Origin of the sequence: Paenibacillus sp. GCM10027626, from assembly GCF_042676285.1 — a bacterium.
Taxonomy (GTDB): Bacteria; Bacillota; Bacilli; order Paenibacillales; family Paenibacillaceae; genus Paenibacillus_Z.
Genome location: NZ_JBHTHC010000004.1, coordinates 305,408 through 323,631, shown reverse-complemented (window position 1 = coordinate 323,631; position 18,224 = coordinate 305,408). Strand labels below are relative to the sequence as shown.

Sequence of the window (18,224 nt, the reverse complement as noted above, 5' to 3'; positions counted from 1 at the left end):
GCTGATTTAGGAAGGTGGTCTGTATGGCCAATAACCGGATAAAATGGCTCATTCTGCTTATTCCGACGATCACGATTGCGCTGTGGGAGTATGTAAGGCATGCATTTTTGCTGCCTTACATTTCGATGGATCTTGGCAATATATTGGCGCCCATTATCGTCTTCGCCGTCACGATTACGCTTGTGCGCCGGCTGCTGCACATGCTGGAGCATGCGCACGAATCGCTGCAGCGGGAACGGGCGGTGAAGGCTGCGCTTGTAGAGCGCGAGCAGCTGGCCAGAGAGCTGCATGACGGCATCTCGCAGTCGTTGTTTTTGTTGTCGGTCAAGCTTGACCGCCTTGAAGGGGAGCTGGCGGACGGAACGGCGGCTGAGACCGTTTCGCAGCTGCGGGGAACGATGCGCCATGTGTACGAGGATGTCCGGCAGTCGATTGCCAACCTGCGCTCCGAACCGGAGCTGGCTGTAGCGGATGTCCGCTGGCTGCAAGCTGTAAAGGAACTGGCGGACGATTTTGCCAAAGTTGGCCTGCAGGTCGAGTTTGATTGGCGGCTGCCGGAGAGCGATTTGACGAATAAAGAAAAAGTGGAGCTGCAGGCCATCGTCCGCGAAGCGATGCTCAATGTGCAAAAGCATGCGAGGGCGAAGCGTATCCGGATAGCTGCTGCGGCAAATGAATCCGGCGGTTTTTGCTGTACGATAGAAGACGATGGGCAAGGGGCATCGCTCCTGCAGCTTGAGGCCAAGGGCTGCTATGGCATTCGCATGATGAAGGACCGGGCGCAGGCGATGGGCTGGCAGCTGAATATCGGAGCTTTTGCGTCAGCAGCCGCAGGGCTCAAGGTTGAAGTGCGGAAGGAGGAGAGATAGCTTGGAGAACGGGAGAAAAATACGCGTGTTGCTGGCGGACGATCATCCGCACGGGCGTGAAGGGATGCGTGAAATATTAAGCCGCGATGCCGATTTCGAAATTGTCGGCGAAGCGGTCCACGGTGAGCAGGCCGTATCGCTTGCAGCCGAGCTGGGGCCGGATCTTGTGCTTATGGATATCAATATGCCGGTAATGAACGGGATGGAGGCCACCCAGCTTATTAAGACGATCGACCCGCAAATCAAGATCGTCATGGTGACCGTATCCGACGATATTACGGATTTGTTCGAAGCGATTAAGCGCGGCGCGCAAGGCTATCTGCTCAAAAACTTGTCGCCTTCCTCCTGGCTGGAGTATTTGCGGGGCGTGGCGGTGGATGAGGCGCCTATGTCCAAGGAATTGGCGTTCCGGTTGTTGCAGGAGTTCAATGGCGGCCAAAACCGATCCGTTTTATCGGACGATGCGACTGCGATAGGACGGGAACGCGCCAAAAACAGCAAGCTTGCCGCCGCCCAAATCGATTCGGGCCAGGTACTGACGCCGCTAACACAGCGGGAAAGGGAAATATTGGAACGGGTTGCCGTAGGCGATTCCAACCGGCAAATCGCCGAAACATACGGCTTGTCCGAGCATACCGTAAAAAATCATCTGAAAAATATTTTGCAAAAGCTTCATTTGGACAATCGGGTGCAGCTGACGCGCTATGCGATGGAAAAAGGCTGGCTGAAAAGCTAACGGCCGGACACGTTTTTTTCACAGTTGATAGCTCTTTCGAGTCATGCTGCACCTAAGCTTCTCCCTTATACTTTTTAAGGTGAATGAACATAAGACCTAAGGATTATTAGGGAGGACTTGCAATGAAGTTGAAAAAATGGCTCGCCGGAGGCATCGTTGTGCTGTCTCTTATGATGTTTGCCGGACTGGCAAGCGCGCATGTAACTGTCCAGCCGAAGGAGTCGAAGCAGGGCAGCTATGAGGTGTTTACCGTTCGTGTGCCAAGCGAGAAGGAAGGCGTAACGACAAAGGCGGTGAAGGTTACAGTGGCTGCCGGAGCGGCTGTCACGCGTGTAGAGCCGAAAGCGGGCTGGTCGTATGAGATAGAAAAAAATGCGGACGATACGATCGCCTCAGTCACTTGGACGGCTGAAGACGAAGGGCTTGCCCGTACTGAATTTACGGAATTTCGCCTGTCCGGCAAAGTAGCGGATGATGCGAAGGAGCTTGTCTGGAAAGCTTACCAGACCTATAGCGACAACTCTGTAGTAGAATGGGTCGGCGCGCCAGATGCCGATTATCCGGCATCGGTGACGGCAATTGTGCCGGGGACCGGCGAAGGCGATGGTCACGGTGGTGCCGCGTCGGCACCGGCGGCGGGGGACTCTGCGGAGAAGGCCGGAGACGAGGCTGCCAGCTCGAATGTGCCACTTATTTTGTCCATCGTTGCTGTTGTGCTTGCGGCGCTGGCGCTTGTTGCGGCATTGGCAAAAAGAAAAAATAGCGGATCGTAGGTCCGCGCGGATCGCTGAGGGGACGGCAAGGCTGCTCGATAGCCTTCAAGATCAATCTCATAATGGGCACAAATTATTTTGCATCGGAAGTTGCGTTTTGCATCACTATTTATATATAATTAAGTTATATGTAAAGCGATGATGGAGAAGAGTAGGCTACGAATGGTTGTACAGGGAGAAGATGCCGGAGATTGAGAGCGTCTTTACAAAATCTGACTTGCTGAAGTTCGCTCCTGAGCAGGTTCCTGAACATGTTTGGTCGAGACATGCGGCATGTATGTGCGATGCGACATCAATAGGGATGCCCGGCTTTCCGGCCGATATCCGGAGTGAAGGAAGTGCCTGCCGGCAGCAGCCTGCGGCGCATTTCAAATTAGGGTGGTACCACGGTCCTTTCGTCCCTTTGGGGAGGAGGGGCCTTTTTTTATTTTGTACAGGAGGCGAAAAGAAATGAAAGAGCGATTGGAAGCATTGCGGGGAGAGGCGCTGGAGCAATTGCAGCAGGCGGCAGACCCGCAGCAACTAAATGATCTGCGTGTCAAATATTTGGGCAAGAAGGGGGCCCTTACCGAAATATTGCGCGGCATGGGGGCTTTAAGTGCAGAAGAGCGGCCGCTGATCGGCCAAGTCGTCAATGATGTTCGCGCCGCGATTGAAGAGGTCATCGAAACGAAGCAGGCCGCGTTTCAAAAAGCGGAAACGGAGCAGCGGCTGCAGGCGGAGACAATTGATATTACGCTGCCGGGCAAAAAGCTGCCGGCGGGAGCGATCCATCCGCTGAACAAGGTCGTTCAGGAGATGGAAGATATTTTCATTGGCATGGGCTATACCATAGCAGAAGGGCCGGAAGTAGAAACGGATTATTACAATTTCGAAGCGCTCAACTTGCCTAAAGACCATCCGGCGCGCGATATGCAGGACTCGTTCTATATAACGGATGAAATTTTAATGCGGACGCAAACTTCGCCTGTACAGGTGAGGACGATGAAGGCAATGAACGGCAAAACGCCTGTTAAAGTCATCTGCCCGGGCAAAGTGTACCGCCGCGATGACGACGATGCGACGCATAGCTTCCAGTTCAACCAGATTGAAGGGCTTGTAGTCGGTCCGAACATCCGCATGAGCGATTTGAAAGGAACATTGCTGCAGTTTGTGCAGCTGATGTTCGGCAAGCAGGCGCAAATCCGTCTCCGTCCGAGCTTCTTCCCGTTCACGGAGCCGAGCGCTGAAGTGGACGTCACCTGCTCGCAATGCGGCGGACACGGCTGCCGGATGTGCAAGCAGACAGGATGGCTGGAAATTTTGGGCTGCGGCATGGTTCATCCCCGCGTGCTTGAAATGGGCGGCTACGATCCGGAGCAGGTAAGCGGATTTGCTTTCGGAATGGGAGTGGAGCGGATCGCGCTGCTTAAATACGGAATCGATGATATTCGCCATTTCTACACGAATGATCTGCGTTTCCTGGAGCAGTTCGTCAGGATGTAACGCTACAATTTTGAAGGAGGCAAGTACAGTGAATGTATCTTATAAATGGTTGAGTGAATATGTAGACTTGGACGGATATAACGGTGCCGAGCTGGCGGCGCTGATGACAAGCGGCGGCATCGAGATCGATATTGTCGAGTCGCTGAATAAAGGCGTGAGCGGCGTAGTGGTCGGCCATGTGGTTACACGGGAGAAACACCCGGATGCCGACAAACTGTCGGTCTGCACAGTGGATGTAGGTCAGGCGGAGCCTTTGCAAATTGTATGCGGAGCGAAAAATGTGGCGGCTGGACAACTCGTGCCTGTAGCTGTAGTCGGCGCCAAGCTTCCCGGCGATTTTGCCATCAAGCGGGCCAAACTGCGCGGCGTTGAATCCCAAGGGATGATCTGTTCGGCGAAGGAGTTGGGGCTGAACGATAAATTGCTGCCAAAAGATCAGCAGGAAGGAATTCTTGTGCTGCCGGAAGGGACGAAAATCGGCCGCTCGATCAACGAGGTGCTGAACCTTGATGACGAAGTGCTCGAGCTTGATCTTACGCCTAACCGTTCGGACTGCCTCAGCATGCTTGGGGTAGCTTATGAGGTCGCCGCCTTGACGGGCCGTACAGTCAAGCTGCCGGATAACCGAGTCCATGCTTCGGCTGATCGAGCCGATCAGCATATCAGTGTCCGTATCGACGCGAAGGAGCAATGCACACATTACTCGGCGCGGTATATTAAAGGGGTGAAAATCGGCCCTTCCCCGCAATGGATGTGCAATCGCCTGATGGCAGCCGGCATTCGGCCGATTAACAATGTCGTCGATATTACAAACTTTGTCATGCTGGAATACGGCCAGCCGCTGCATGCCTTTGACGCCGATAAGGTGAAGGGCGGCCGCATTGTCGTCCGTTTGGCCGGCGAGGGCGAGAAGCTGGTGACACTTGACGACCAGGAACGGACGCTTGACGTGCATCATTTGGTGATTACAGATGGCGAGCAGCCTCTCGCGCTTGCCGGCGTGATGGGCGGCGCCAATTCGGAAGTAACGGAGGCCACGGTCAATATTTTGCTGGAGTCCGCCCGGTTTGACGGCAGCTCCGTCCGCCGCACCTCCCGCCAAGTCGGCTTGCGTTCGGAATCGAGCACCCGCTTTGAAAAAGGCGTTGATCCGGCGCGCGTCGTTCCTGCGCTTGATCGTGCAGCGGGACTGATTGCGGAATATGCAGGCGGCCTTGTGCTTGAAGGCGTAGTCGAAGCTGTAGCATCCGTGCAGGAGCCAAAGACTGTTGCCGTCTCGCTTTCCAAAGTGAATCGTTACTTGGGTACTGATTTGTCGGAGCTGGAAGTAGGCACAATTTTGGAGCGCCTGCAATTTTCGTATGAGCATACCGCTGACGGCAGCTTCACGGTTCAGGTGCCGACCCGCCGCGGCGATATTGCGCGCGATGTCGATTTGATTGAAGAAGTCGCCAGATTGCATGGCTATGACAACATTCCGACGACGCCGATTGAAGGCGAAACGACTCCAGGCGCGCTTACGAAGCCGCAGGCGATTCGCCGCGAACTGCGGAGACGTTTGACAGACGCCGGCCTGCATGAGGTGATCTCCTATTCGTTCACTCATCCGGAGCGGACGAAGCTGTTCCCGGTCCTGACAGAAGGCGCGCATTATGTGAAGCTTTCTATGCCAATGAGCGAGGAGCGCAGCGTGCTGCGCATGAGCTTGCTGCCGCAATTGCTGGAAACGGCACGCTATAATCACAACCGCAAAAATAATGACGTGGCTGTTTTTGAAATCGGCAGTGTGTTCCATGCCGACGAGGAGACGCTGACTCGTCTCCCTAAGGAAAAACACCGGCTGGCTGTGCTGCTGACCGGCCATAAATCGGCCGCGCAATGGAACCGCAAAGCGGAATCCTTTGATTTCTATGACGCGAAGGGCGTTCTGGAAACAGTGGCAGAGGTGCTTGGCGTCAGCCGGCTGATCGGCTATGAGGCTGCCCAGCCTGAGCATATGCACCCGGGCCGCACAGCGGTTGTTACGATCGCCACGGAGCGCGGCAGTGAACCGATTGGCTTTGTAGGGCAATTGCATCCTGAAGTGCAGCAGGCACATGATTTGGGCGATACGTATGTACTCGAGCTTGATCTGGAGGCGCTGTACGAGCGGGCAGACAGCGACATCGTGTATAGAACATTGCCGCGCTATCCGGCCATTCAGCGCGATATTGCGGTCGTTGTGGGACGGGAAATTGAAGCGGGCAAATTAACGGAGTGTGTACGGGCAAACGGGGGGCAGCTGCTGGAGTCAGTCAACCTGTTCGATGTCTATATAGGCGAGAAGCTTGGAGCAGATAAAAAGAGCATCGCCTTGTCGCTAATTTACCGCCATCCTGAACGTACTTTGACGGATGAAGAAGTGACGGAAGCACATTCCAGAATCGTGGCAGAACTGGAACAATCTTTTGCCGCAGAATTGCGCAAATAGGCAGGAGATGAATAAAGCCGTATCGAATTAAGTTCTTTATGAACATTCGATGCGGTTTTTGGCGTTGATAAGGTTACATGCTATATAAGCTTGCATGCGGCCGGCCAATCGGTTATGCTGCGGTAAAGCATGCTTGCATAGGGGATTATTTTAAGCATTTTGAGCATGTAGATCGTCATATATTTCGTAGAATTTTATGCGGGCTGATGCGGTTTGCAGCGTCTCCCGCGCTATACAGGCTTTCATAGTTTTATATATTATAAAAATAGCCGAGGAGGAGCTGTCATGGATGCTGCCGGACGTACACGTGTATTGGTCGACATATACGGAAATCAATATCGGTTGACGGGTCACTCCAATCCTGAATATATTAAGCGGATTGCGGCGTTAGTCGATGAAAATATGCATAAGCTGGCCAAAGGATATCCGCGGCTGGATGTGCCGAAAATTGCAGTGCTTGCTGCAGTACATATGGCTGAGGATGTGTTTCGCTTAAGCCGTGAAAATGAGCGTTTGCACGCTGCCGAGGCTCAGGCCGCGGCATTGGCGGCAGAGCTAAAACAAGCCCAAAAAGCAGCGGCAGATTTGAAAGGCGAATTGGAATCGCAGCGGGCCAAAATGATTGCAGACTTGAAGGAGGCTAAAAAAGCGGCCGATGCCGAACTGGAAAAGTTGCGGCAGGAGCAAGAGCAGCAGCTGGCAAGCGTATACGAGGAGCATGAGAAGCAGCGTGCGCTTGCACAGGAGGAATTCCAGCTGGAGCTGGAATTGGAGCGTGAAAGCGCAGCTGAGCAGCTGGCACAGGAGCGTGAACGGCTTGAGCAGGCTCACGCTGCCGCGGAAGCGGAGCATCAGCGACTGCTTGAGGAGGCGGCTGCAGAGAAAGAGCGGCTGAGTCAGGCGGCGAAGCAGACGCAGGAGCGTCTGCAGGGCAAGCTGGAGCAGGAACGTGCGGCGAAGGAAGCGGCGGCAGCGGAAGCGCAGGCGGAGCAGGAGCGTCTGCAGAGCGAACTGGAGCAGGAGCGTGCGACGAAGGAAGCGGCCGAAGCGGAGGCGCAGGCGGAGCAGGAGCATCTGCAGCGCGAGCTGGAGCAGGAGCGTGCGGCGAAGGAAGCGGCCGAAGCGGAGGCGCAGGCGGAGCAGGAGCGCCTGCAGCGCGAGCTGGAGCAGGAGCGGGCGGCGAAGGAAGCGGCCGATGCGGAGGCGCAGGCGGAGCAGGAGCGTCTGCAGAGCGAGCTGAAGCAGGAGCGTGCGGCGAAGGAAGCGGCGGCAGCGAATGCGCAGGCGGAGCAGGAGCGTCTGCAAAGCGAGCTGGAGCAGGAGCGTGCGGCGAAGGAAGCGGCGGCAGCGGAGACGGATCGCTTGCAGAGCGAGCTGGAATTTGAGCGAGCGCTGCAGGAGGAAGCGTCTGCGAAGGCGGCCGCAGATCTGGAGCGGGCACGGCAAGAAGCGGCCATTGAGCAGGAACGTCTGCAAAATGAGCTGGAAACGCTGCAAGCTGCCAATGACAAGGCTGCGCTGGAGGCAGCGGACAAGTTGGCGAAACTGCAGCAAGAGGCCGCTAGCGAGCAGGAGCGTCTGATTAGCGAGTTGGAGTTTGAAAAGGCCTTGCATGCAGAAGCTGTCGAAAAAGCAGAGGCCGAGTTGGCTCGACAACGCGCTGAAGCTGCAGCCGAGCAGGAGGCGCTGCGCAAAGAAGCATCAGCTGCCGAAGAGCATCTGCATAGTAAGCTTACTGCAGAAAAAGCAGCGCGGTCAGAAGCGGAAGCGAAGGCGGCGGCCGAGCTGGAAAATGAGCGAGCCGTACATACAGCTGCGGTAGCAAATCTGCAATCCGAGCTTAAGCGATTACGAGAGGAAGCGGCAGCCGAGCAGGCCCGTCTGCGAGAGACAGCACAAGCGGAGCTGGCGAAGGCACGGTCCGAAATGGAAGCGGAGCAGGAGCGCCTTGTTGCTGATGCATTAAGCGAGCAAGAGCGTCTTGAAGGGGCCCTGGCAGATGAGCGCGCGACGAGAACGGAAGCGGTAGCAAATCTGCAATCCGAGCTTGAGCGATTACGAGAGGAAGCGGCGGCCGAGCAGGCGCGAATGCAGGAGGCGGCGGCAGCGGAGCTCACGAAAGCGCGGTCCGAAATGGAAGCGGAGCAGGAGCGTCTCGTAGCGGAAGCATTAAGCGAACAAGAGCGTCTTGAAGGAGTGCTGGCGGATGAGCGTGCGGCGAGAACGGAAGCGGCAGCAAAGCTGCAATCCGAGCTTGAGCGGGTGCGAGAGGAAGCGGCAGCCGAACAGGCGCGTCTGCAAGAGGCAGCACAAGCGGAGCTGGCGAAGAAGCGGACCGAAATGGAAGCAGAGCAGGAGCGTCTCGTCGCGGAAGCGTTAAGCGAGCAAGAGCGCCTTGAAAGAGCTCTGGCGGATGAGCGCGCAGCAAGAACGGAAGCGGAAGCGAAGCTGCGTTCCGAGCTTGAGCGGGTGCGGGCAGAAGCGGCAGCCGAGCAGACGTGTCTGCAGGAAGCGGCACAAGCCGAACTGGCGAAGGTGCGCGAGGAGGCAGCCGCTAATCGGAAGCTTCTGGAGGAAGAAGCCCGAATGAAGCATGAGCAGGCGATAGCCGAGCTGAAGGCTGAACAAGACCAATTTGCGGCAGAGGCTTTGTCTGAGCAGGAGCGTCTCGAGCGGGAGCTTAATAATGAGCGTGCTGCACAAGCGGAAGCGATGGCAAAAGCGGCAGAGGAGCTTGCGCGTGTTCGGTTAGAGGCGCAGGAGCAGCTTGAGCGCGCGAGAGAGTCTGCGAGACTGGGGCTTGAAGGAGAACGCGAGGCGGCTAGGGCGCAATTGGAACGCAAGCAAGAAGAGGCTAAGGCAGATCTGATCCGCTTGCGCAAGGATTTGGAAGCGGAACATGACCGTATTATTGAGGAATTGCGCGTGGAGCTTGAAATTGAGCGCGAGGTGCACACGGAAGCGGCAGCCGCCGCAATCCGGGAGATTTCGAATATTCGCCAGGAATACGAGACGAAGCTGGCGCAGCTGCAGGAAGAGGCTGAAAAAGCCGTCAGTGAAGTTCGCCAATCAGCTGACAGGGAGCAAGAGCAGCTGCGCACTCAGATTGCCTCTATACAATCGGAGCTAGAAGCAGCGAAGCGACAATCCGAGCAAGTTCACGAACAGGCGGAATCGAAGATTGCCGAAGAGCGTCAAAATGCTCAGACTTTGCTGGAACAAAGCATGAAGGAAACGGAACAAAAGGTGCTGACCATTCAATCCGAGTTTGCGGCTGAAAGACAGGCGCTTGAAGCAGCACATAGATTAGAGCTTGATAAGCTGAACCAACTGCACGAGGAAGAATTCGCCGGGCGCACACGACAGTTCAAACAGGAGAATGAGCAGTTGGCTAAGCAGCTGGCAGATCTTAGAGAGGCGCAGAAGAAGGCGGATGCGGCGATGGCGGAGCAGCAGAGTAAGCTCCAGCAATTGTCCGATGAGGCAGCCACGAGGGAAGCGGAACTGCTGGCATCTGTCGAGCAGCTTGAATATGAGCTTGCCGATCGCGAACAGACTCAGCAGCGCATCGTTAGCGAGCTGAAGCAGAAGGAAAATCGCAGAAGCCAGACTATTCATCAGCAGGAGGAGCAGCTGCTCAAACAAAAAAATCAATTGGCGCAAGCGCAGCGGCAGTCCGAGCAGTTGGAGACGCAGGTAAGAGAACTGATGGAAGTGCGAGAGCGGCTGACATTGGAGCTGGAACAGTTTGCAGCGCGCGACCGCGAGTTGAAGCAGAAGGTGCAGCAATCGGAGCGGCGCGCGGCGGAAGCGAGCAAGCTGAATGGAGAAGCTGCTGCAGAAGCGAGCCGCAAGGCAGCGGAACTGGAGCAGCGTGCAGCAAAAGCAACGAAGCAAAGTGAGGAGATTCTTGCAGAATCCCGTCGCAGAATGATGGAAATGGAAGACCGGAATGCAGAGGCGATCAAGCACTACGAAGCCGAGCTGCAAGCCGCGCAGCAGCAGATTGCAGCGCTTAAGCAAGAGCTGGGTGAAGCTGCGGCAAAAGGCGAAACGGAATTGGCAGAAGCTAATCGCAAAGCTGCTATGCTTCAAGAAAGCGCGGAAGCATCCAAGAGCGAAATCGAAGCGGCGCTGCGGGAAAGTGCGGCTTTTGCCGAGACCGAGACTGCATTGCGGGATCGGCTATCACAGATAGAGCGGGAGGCGGAGGAAGCAAACATCCGGGCGGAGCAGCTTGGCGAGCGGCTGGCAGAGCTGGAGAAATTGCTTGCGCAATCCGAGCAGGTCAGCAAGGTACACGAAAAATTGCAAGTGGAGCATGCAAAGCTGCAGACGGAGTATTCGAAGCTGCAAACGGAATATAATGAATGGATCGAACTGATTGAGCAGAGTTAATTTCTGAGACGAAAAAAAGAAGCCATCTCGGTAGGGAACAACTACTCTAGAGACGGCTTCTTTATCTTTGGTCAGGACGCAGCTAAATGGATTTCATGCCGGTAATTTGCCGCTCTAGAACGAAAGACGAAAGCTAAATGGAAAACTTCCATTTACTTTTAGCAAAAAAGGTGATCACACCATAAATCATCCGTTTTAAATGCAGTTTTTCCAGTTAGTATAGGCCGTTCCACCAATTCTAGCGAATTTACCTGCAAAATATACAGTTAGACGTCCAGTCCATGCCGCTCTCGCGGCGCCATCAGAGGAATAAAGATGGCATCTAGCTAGATCGGGCAGCTTTCAGGATCGTTTACCTGCTACTCTACAATCAATTTTGCTTTCATTTTGCTGTGGCCTGTGCCGCATAGACGACTGCAGTACAGCTCGTATTCGCCAGCTTCATTCACTGTAACGACTTCCGATTTTCCGTTATCAAGATCTTTTATGATTTTATCAACTGTTATGCCATGTACGCCTGATAAAGATTCCAACGTAATTTTAGTTGGCTCGCCTTTTTTAATTGTGTAAGTTGGCTGGTCAAATTCCCAGTTGGATGCCTTGATGACAACTTCGGCAGATGCAGTTTGTTCCGTTTCTTTATTGCCGCTTGCTGGCTGTTTATCATTATTTTTGCCCGACGAACCGCAAGCTGCGACGACGAGAATGAGTGCTGCCAACATCATAAGAAATGCAGCTTTTTTCAACATAATACCGACCTCCGTTTTATGAAGTATTTGACAATTGAATGCAAATACTAGTATAGCGTTAAACGGAGGGAAAGCCTGTGACGAACTCATGAACGATTTTTATTTTAACATTTTAATGAACAAACTGTGAAAAAATAAAGACCGATTCTGAGCAGCTGCTGCTTACGCTTCTGCTAAGAACCGGCCTTCATGAAATTAGGCGCGCTTTTCACCCTTGTTGCGGCCTGCTTCGTAAGGGCTGCTAACGGGTATGAACAGGTCGATAATCCCGATAACAAGCGCAGCCAGTATCGCGCCAAGCCATGATACGGATACGCCGCCGACGATAAACTGGGCAACCCAGATTACTGCCGCGCTCGCCAGGAAGCCAACGATACCGCGGCCGAACGGAGTAACGCGCTTGCCGAAGATGCCTTCAACAACCCAGCCCAATGCAGCGATCACGACAGCAAGCACCAGAGCGCTCCAGAAGCCGCCAACGCTGAATTGGGGTACAATAAAACCTACGACCATCAGCACGATAGCCGAGACGATAAAGCGGACAATATGTCCTAAAATTTGCATACGGTGAACCTCCTGTAATATGGTTGTGGTGATGATACAAAATTATTATTTCCTTCCTTATCGATGTCATGCATGGTAGCTTACGTCATGGCATACGTTGTCAGCTTCGGCTATAATAAGGAGCGAGGGGAGTTGGCTCAGTTCATGGATACAAAAATATTACAAACACTTGAGTTTTCGAAAATTGTATATAAACTTTCACAGCATGCAGCGACATCGCTCGGTAAAGCGGCTGCAGAAGCAATCGCGCCGAGCTCCGATATTGAGGAAGTCAAGCTAAGGCTTCAGGCGACGGACGAAGCCTACAAGGCGGATCGGCTGAAAGGCAGCGCTCCATTCGGCGGCATCACCGACATTCGCGCCGCTTTGCTGCGTTCGCGCATTGGCGGAACGCTGAGTCCGGCAGAGCTGCTGGAAATTGCCGAGACTGTGCGCGGCGGGCGGAGAGTGAAGCGGCATATTTTGCAGTTGCATGACGATGATCCGATGCCGCTGTTGGCAGCGCAAGCCGAACAGCTGACGGAGCATAAGGTGCTGGAGGATGCCATTTTGGCTTGTATAGATGAACAGGCCGAAGTAATGGACAGTGCCAGCACCGAGCTTGCCTCGATCCGGCGCGAGCTTCGCAGCGGGGAGGCCCGCATCCGCGAAAAGCTGGAGCAGATGGTCCGCTCTTCGACCGTGCAAAAAATGCTGCAGGACGCCATTGTCACAATTCGCGGCGATCGCTTTGTCATTCCGGTCAAGCAAGAGTACCGCTCGCATTTTGGCGGAATCGTACACGATCAATCCGGATCGGGGGCTACGCTGTTTATTGAACCGGAAGCGATTGTCGCGATGAATAACAAGCTGCGGGAATTGCGGTCGGCGGAAGCACGTGAAATTGAAAAAATACTGCAGCGTCTGACGGCTATGACGGCGGATTACGCAGACGAGCTGTTGCTGGATCTGGATGTATTAGCCTTGCTTGATCTTACGTTTGCCAAGGCGAGAATGGCGCATCAGATGAAAGCGACGCTGCCGCGCATGAACGACCGCGGTTTTTTGAAATTGCGCCGCGGCCGGCACCCGCTAATCGCGGATGAAGCGGTGGTGCCAACTGATGTAGAACTGGGCAATTCATATTCGGCGATTATTGTGACCGGACCGAATACAGGAGGCAAGACGGTATCGCTCAAGACGATCGGCTTATTAAGCCTGATGGCGATGTCGGGCATGTTCGTGCCAGCGGAGGACGGCAGTCAGCTCTGTGTTTTTGACGCCATTTATGCCGATATCGGGGACGAGCAGAGCATTGAGCAAAATTTAAGTACATTCTCTAGTCATTTGACCAATATTATTCGGATTTTAAAAAATATGACGCCGAAAAGCCTGGTGCTGCTTGATGAGCTTGGGGCCGGCACGGATCCCGCTGAAGGCTCTGCGCTGGCGATTGCGATTTTGGAGCATATGCATCGTCTGGGCTGCCGCATTGTCGCTACGACGCATTATAGTGAATTAAAGGCTTATGCCTATAATCGAAAAGGCATCATCAATGCCAGTATGGAATTTGATGTGCAAACCTTGAGCCCTACGTACCGCTTGCTGGTCGGCGTACCTGGACGCAGTAATGCGTTCGCGATCGCAGAGCGTCTGGGACTGCAGCGTTCCATTATTGAGCATGCCCGCGGCGAAGTGAGCGAAGAGGATATGCGCGTCGAAAATATGATCGCTTCCTTGGAAGAGGATCGCCTCGGCGCAGAAGCGGAGCGGCAAACGGCGGAATCGCTGCGCAAGGAAATGGAGCGGCAGCGTGACCGCTATGAGGCCGAAATGCGCAAATTCGAAGCGCAGCGGGAGAAAATGCTCATAAAAGCGCAGGAAGAGGCTGCGGAAGCAGTCGCCAAGGCCAAACGGGAGGCCGAGGAAATCATTGCCGATTTGCGCCGGCTGGCGCTGGAAGAAGGGACGTCCGTCAAGGAGCATAAGCTTATCGCTGCCAAACGGCAGTTGGATGAGGCCGCGCCGGAGCTGCACAAGACTTCCAGGGCGATGAAAGCGAAGCAGGCTAAGCCGCAAAAAATTGGCGCAGGCGATGAGGTTATGGTCTACAGCTTGAATCAGCGCGGCCATGTCGTTGAAATTAGCGGGCAGGATGCCCTTGTTCAGCTTGGGATTTTGAAGATGAAGGTTGCGCTTGATGATTTGGAGCTTGTGAAAAGCTCTGCTGCTGGCGCTAAGGTGCAGCAGCCGAAGCAAGCAGCCAGCCTGAAAAGAACGCGGGATGAGAATGTTCGGATGGAGCTGGATTTGCGCGGCGCCAATCTGGAGGAAGCCATCGTGGAAGTGGACCGCTTTCTGGATGAGTCCTTCCTTGGAGGGCTTGGACAGGTCTATATTATTCATGGCAAAGGTACAGGCATCCTGCGCTCCGGCATTAGTGAGTTTTTGCGCAGGCATAAGCATGTCAAAAGCTACCGTCTGGGCAATTACGGCGAGGGCGGAACCGGGGTTACGGTTGCGGAAATTAAGTAACCGGATCAACCATGAAGGGAGAGAGGCCTTTTAATGGTGCAAAATATCGATGAACTGCTAAGCAATCCCTACGCTGCAACGCTTGCTTATTTGTCAGTTACCGTTTTGGCGCTTGTCGTTTTTTTGTTTGTGTTCGAGCTGGTCACCAAGTATAAATGCTGGGACGAAATCAAGAAGGGCAATATGGCTGTAGCGATGGCCACAGGCGGCAAAATATTCGGCATATGCAACATCTTTCATTTTTCAATCAAGGCAAATGATACCGTATATCATGCGATGATTTGGTCAGCATTCGGCTTTATGCTGCTGCTGGCCTCTTATTTCCTGTTTGAATTTCTTACACCCGTATTTCGGATCGATGAAGAGATTGCGCGGGACAACCGCGCGGTAGGCTTTATTGCGATGGTTATTTCGATTTCGCTTTCATTTGTTATTGGAGCTGCCGTGGTGTAGCTAGTTAAGGATAAGGAAGGGCTGCATTCAATCATGAAATATTTATGGGGGACATTAATTGTTATAGCGGTGTTGTTTTTTGCCTTGGGCATCTATTATTTATCATAAAAAATGAGGAGGAACGCGGATGGAGGAGCAGGGAACGATATGTCCTTGGTGTCAGACGGAAATTGTGTGGGATGAGGAGATTGGTCCTGAACGATATTGTCCGCATTGCGACAACGAGTTGTCAGGGTATCGGACTGTACGAATCGGCATCGATGCGATCGATGGCCAGGATGATGAAGATGATGAGGATGACGAGCTTGAGGAGGAGCAAGAGGAGCGGTATATGAGCCGTGAGGCTGATGTTGTTCCATTTTTAAGCCGCACGAGAGAGCATTTGGCGCTGGAAGAAACGGTAGAAAAAATGCTGGATCAGCAGGAGGAAGTGCCTGAATGTCCGTCCTGCAGAGAATATATGCTGGAAGCGGGCAAAGAAACGGTCGACGGAGGAAGCTTTGTATCCACGCATGTGCCTGCACTCGAGGAGCCGCTGCTTTCGCCCCCATTTGCGATTATTCGCTACATTTGTCCGACATGCTTTACAATGCAGAGCAAGCTGGATAAAGCAGATCAGGAAAGGCTTGTTCATACTTTGTCACGGGCAGCCGATAAGCTCCGGTAATTCCGGTAAGTGGGAGCTGGTAAATAGTTGAAATTGATTTATGGCGGCATGCCTCATCCTGCATTGGGGAATCTTACAACACGACATGTAAGTACAACAAGCAGGAGGGATGCGGCTTGGAGCAAGGCAAGCAATCGATGCTGTCAGGCTGGTTTGCGGCGTTAACGCGTAAAAAGCTGCGAATAGCGGCGTTTGAACAGCACGATCGTAATCCGAATAGCCGGGCTTTGGATCGGCAAGCGATGTTGCTGCTGACAGTGCAAGGGCTGTATGGTATTGCCAATGCATTGTCAGGCACGTTTTTGCCAATCTATCTGTGGAAAGCGAGTCAATCGTACGGATTGATCGGCTGGTTTAATTTTGTTCAATATGCCGTTAGCGGCCTTACGTTCTGGCTGGCTGGAAAGTGGGTCAAGGAATATAACAAAATGAATAGCCTTCGACTCGGCGTAGCGCTGTCGGGGGTTTTTTATTTTATTGTTCTGCTGCTTGGCAAAACGGCGGTCACTTATGCGTACTTGCTCGGTGCTGTTAATGGCATTGCGCTGGGCTGCTTTTGGCTTGCGTATAATGTAGTCTATTTTGAAATTACAGAACCGGGCAATCGGGATCGCTTTAATGGCTGGGCAGGCTTGCTCGGTTCCGGTGCAGGGATCGTTGTGCCATGGTTATCGGGAACGATTATTACATTAAGCCAAGGTGAGCGCGGATACAGCATTATATTTACAATTTCGGCGGTCATTTTTGTTGTAGCCGCGCTGCTGAGCTTCGGGCTGCGCAAGCGGGATATAGAAGGCCGTTATGACTGGAAGCACGGTATAAAGCAGCTGGCGGAGCGGGGCAATCCGTGGCGGAAGGCTGTGCCGGCATTAGCGGCCCAGGGCGTCCGGGAAGGTGTTTTCATGTTCTTGATCGGGCTGCTCGTCTTTATTGCGACGAAAAATGAGCAGAAGCTGGGCAATTATTCCCTTATTACATCACTGGTCGCTTTGGTCAGCTTCTTTTTAATCGGCAAGCTGTTGAAACCGGGCCGGAGACGGATTGCGATGATCATCGGGGCATTAACGATTGCCGCGGCGGTTACCCCGCTGTTTTGGCCGCTGAGCTACACGACGCTGCTTGTTTTTGGCATTAGCACATCGATTTTTATGCCGCTATATCATATTCCGATGACTTCGGTTGTTTTTGATTTAATCGGCCGGAATGAAGCGAGTGCAAAGCACCGGGAGGAATTTGTTGTACTGCGCGAGGCGGCGCTGACGTCGGGGCGGTTGCTCGGTTTGGCCGCATATCTTATCGTGCTTCCATTTGCGGGCCGCTACCCGCAGGCTGTTCCTTGGCTATTGCTTGCAGTCGGCTTGTTTCCGGTTGTAGGCTGGTTTTGTATCCAATCTGTCATCGGCATGAAGGATATGGCAGCCGCCCGGAAATAGCTGTTTTTTGATGGGGGAGGAGAATTAATTGGGCAATATCGTCAACAGTGTAACGGAGTTAATCGGCAATACGCCCGTCGTCGTATTGGGGAGAATGACAGGCAGCAATGATGCAGAGGTTATGGTCAAGCTGGAGCGGTTTAATCCTAGCGGCAGTGTCAAGGATCGGGCGGCCTCGGCGCTGATTGCCGATGCGGAGCGGCGGGGATTAATTGCTTCCGGCGCTACAATTATTGAGCCGACCAGCGGCAATACCGGAATCGGGCTGGCGATGAATGCAGCGGCCAATGGCTACCGCTTAATTCTTGTAATGCCGGACAATATGTCCAAGGAACGAATCGGCTTGCTTAAAGCTTATGGCGCCGAGGTTGTGCTCACTCCTGCGGCAGAGCGTATGCCCGGGGCCATTGCCAAAGCGAGGGAGCTTCAAGCGGAGCTGCCGGGCAGCTACATTCCGAATCAGTTCGAGAATAAAGCGAATCCGGATATTCACCGCACGACAACAGCTGAGGAGATCATTCGTCAGACGGGCGGCAAGCTTGATGTGTTCGTGGCTACTGCCGGGACGGGAGGAACGATTACAGGCACAGGTGAAACGTTAAAAGAAGCGATTCCCGGGCTACATATAGCTGTAGTGGAACCGCTGGGTTCGCCAGTACTATCCGGAGGAGTGCCTGGGCCGCACAAGCTTGTAGGAACAAGCCCGGGCTTTGTGCCCGCTATACTTAATACGAAGGTATATGATGATATTGTACAGGTGTCCGATGAGGATGCGCTGGACACAATGCGGGCGCTGGCCCGGAAGGAAGGGCTGCTGATTGGACCTTCGTCCGGGGCGGCGGTGTGGACGGCACTGCAATACGCCCGCAAGCTCGGTGCGGGAAAACGTGTGCTATGCATGGCGCCGGATAGCGGCGAGCGTTATTTAAGTATGGGAATCTTTTGAAAAAAAGCCTCTGTATTCACTTGTTGCAGTGAGTACAGAGGCTTTTATTGTGCTAATCCATCTATCATGACCGGGTGATTATATTATTATTTTTAAAATAGATGTCAATCTAGTACCGCTTGTTTACCTCATACATATGATTAATATATCACAGTTTATCATTTTGG

Annotated in this window: 13 protein-coding genes; 11 read left to right on the top strand and 2 right to left on the bottom strand. The window is 53.6% G+C overall.

All coding sequences use genetic code 11. The annotated features are described in order from the left end of the window. Positions 1-23: 23 nt before the first annotated feature. From ACFQ0N_RS11195 to ACFQ0N_RS11170, 6 genes are all read left to right on the top strand, one after another. Positions 24-869 carry a sensor histidine kinase gene (locus ACFQ0N_RS11195; protein WP_379325890.1) on the top strand — a complete coding sequence of 282 codons (846 nt, stop codon included), beginning with the start codon at positions 24-26 and terminating at the stop codon, positions 867-869. A gap of 1 nt (position 870) precedes the next feature. Next, positions 871-1,605: a response regulator gene (locus ACFQ0N_RS11190; RefSeq protein ID WP_379325888.1), complete on the top strand. Its 735-nt coding sequence runs from the start codon at positions 871-873 to the stop codon at positions 1,603-1,605. 122 nt (positions 1,606-1,727) lie between these two features. Continuing rightward, a complete protein-coding gene (locus ACFQ0N_RS11185; RefSeq protein ID WP_379325886.1) occupies positions 1,728-2,378 on the top strand; it encodes a YcnI family copper-binding membrane protein in 651 nt (216 codons plus the stop codon). Positions 2,379-2,828: 450 nt separating this feature from the next. Further along, entirely contained in the window at positions 2,829-3,863 is a 1,035-nt protein-coding gene (gene pheS / locus ACFQ0N_RS11180; RefSeq protein WP_379325884.1) for a phenylalanine--tRNA ligase subunit alpha, read from the top strand. Between the two features lie 28 nt (positions 3,864-3,891). Beyond that, positions 3,892-6,333, top strand: a complete 2,442-nt coding sequence (pheT, locus tag ACFQ0N_RS11175) for a phenylalanine--tRNA ligase subunit beta (protein WP_379325882.1) — start codon at positions 3,892-3,894, stop codon at positions 6,331-6,333. A 285-nt stretch (positions 6,334-6,618) separates the two neighbouring features. Then, positions 6,619-10,731 carry a hypothetical protein gene (locus tag ACFQ0N_RS11170; RefSeq protein WP_379325880.1) on the top strand — a complete coding sequence of 1,371 codons (4,113 nt, stop codon included), beginning with the start codon at positions 6,619-6,621 and terminating at the stop codon, positions 10,729-10,731. Between the two features lie 359 nt (positions 10,732-11,090). Here ACFQ0N_RS11170 and ACFQ0N_RS11165 read toward each other — a convergent pair whose 3' ends face one another. Further along, entirely contained in the window at positions 11,091-11,480 is a 390-nt protein-coding gene (locus tag ACFQ0N_RS11165) for a cupredoxin domain-containing protein (protein WP_379325878.1), read from the bottom strand. Positions 11,481-11,675: 195 nt separating this feature from the next. Next, positions 11,676-12,044: a phage holin family protein gene (locus ACFQ0N_RS11160; protein WP_379325876.1), complete on the bottom strand. Its 369-nt coding sequence runs from the start codon at positions 12,042-12,044 to the stop codon at positions 11,676-11,678. Positions 12,045-12,188: 144 nt separating this feature from the next. Here ACFQ0N_RS11160 and ACFQ0N_RS11155 point away from each other — a divergent pair, with 144 nt between their 5' ends. From ACFQ0N_RS11155 to cysK, 5 genes are all read left to right on the top strand, one after another. Next, the gene (locus ACFQ0N_RS11155) at positions 12,189-14,558 is read left to right on the top strand and encodes an endonuclease MutS2 (protein ID WP_379325874.1); all 2,370 of its coding nucleotides are present in this window, start codon (positions 12,189-12,191) and stop codon (positions 14,556-14,558) included. Between the two features lie 33 nt (positions 14,559-14,591). Further along, positions 14,592-15,011, top strand: coding sequence for a DUF350 domain-containing protein (locus tag ACFQ0N_RS11150; RefSeq protein ID WP_379325872.1), 420 nt, complete (start codon positions 14,592-14,594; stop codon positions 15,009-15,011). A gap of 127 nt (positions 15,012-15,138) precedes the next feature. Then, the gene (locus ACFQ0N_RS11145; protein ID WP_379325870.1) at positions 15,139-15,678 is read left to right on the top strand and encodes a hypothetical protein; all 540 of its coding nucleotides are present in this window, start codon (positions 15,139-15,141) and stop codon (positions 15,676-15,678) included. A gap of 116 nt (positions 15,679-15,794) precedes the next feature. After that, positions 15,795-17,111, top strand: a complete 1,317-nt coding sequence (locus tag ACFQ0N_RS11140; RefSeq protein WP_379325868.1) for an MFS transporter — start codon at positions 15,795-15,797, stop codon at positions 17,109-17,111. A 28-nt stretch (positions 17,112-17,139) separates the two neighbouring features. Beyond that, positions 17,140-18,057, top strand: a complete 918-nt coding sequence (gene cysK, locus ACFQ0N_RS11135; RefSeq protein WP_379325866.1) for a cysteine synthase A — start codon at positions 17,140-17,142, stop codon at positions 18,055-18,057. Positions 18,058-18,224 lie beyond the last annotated feature (167 nt).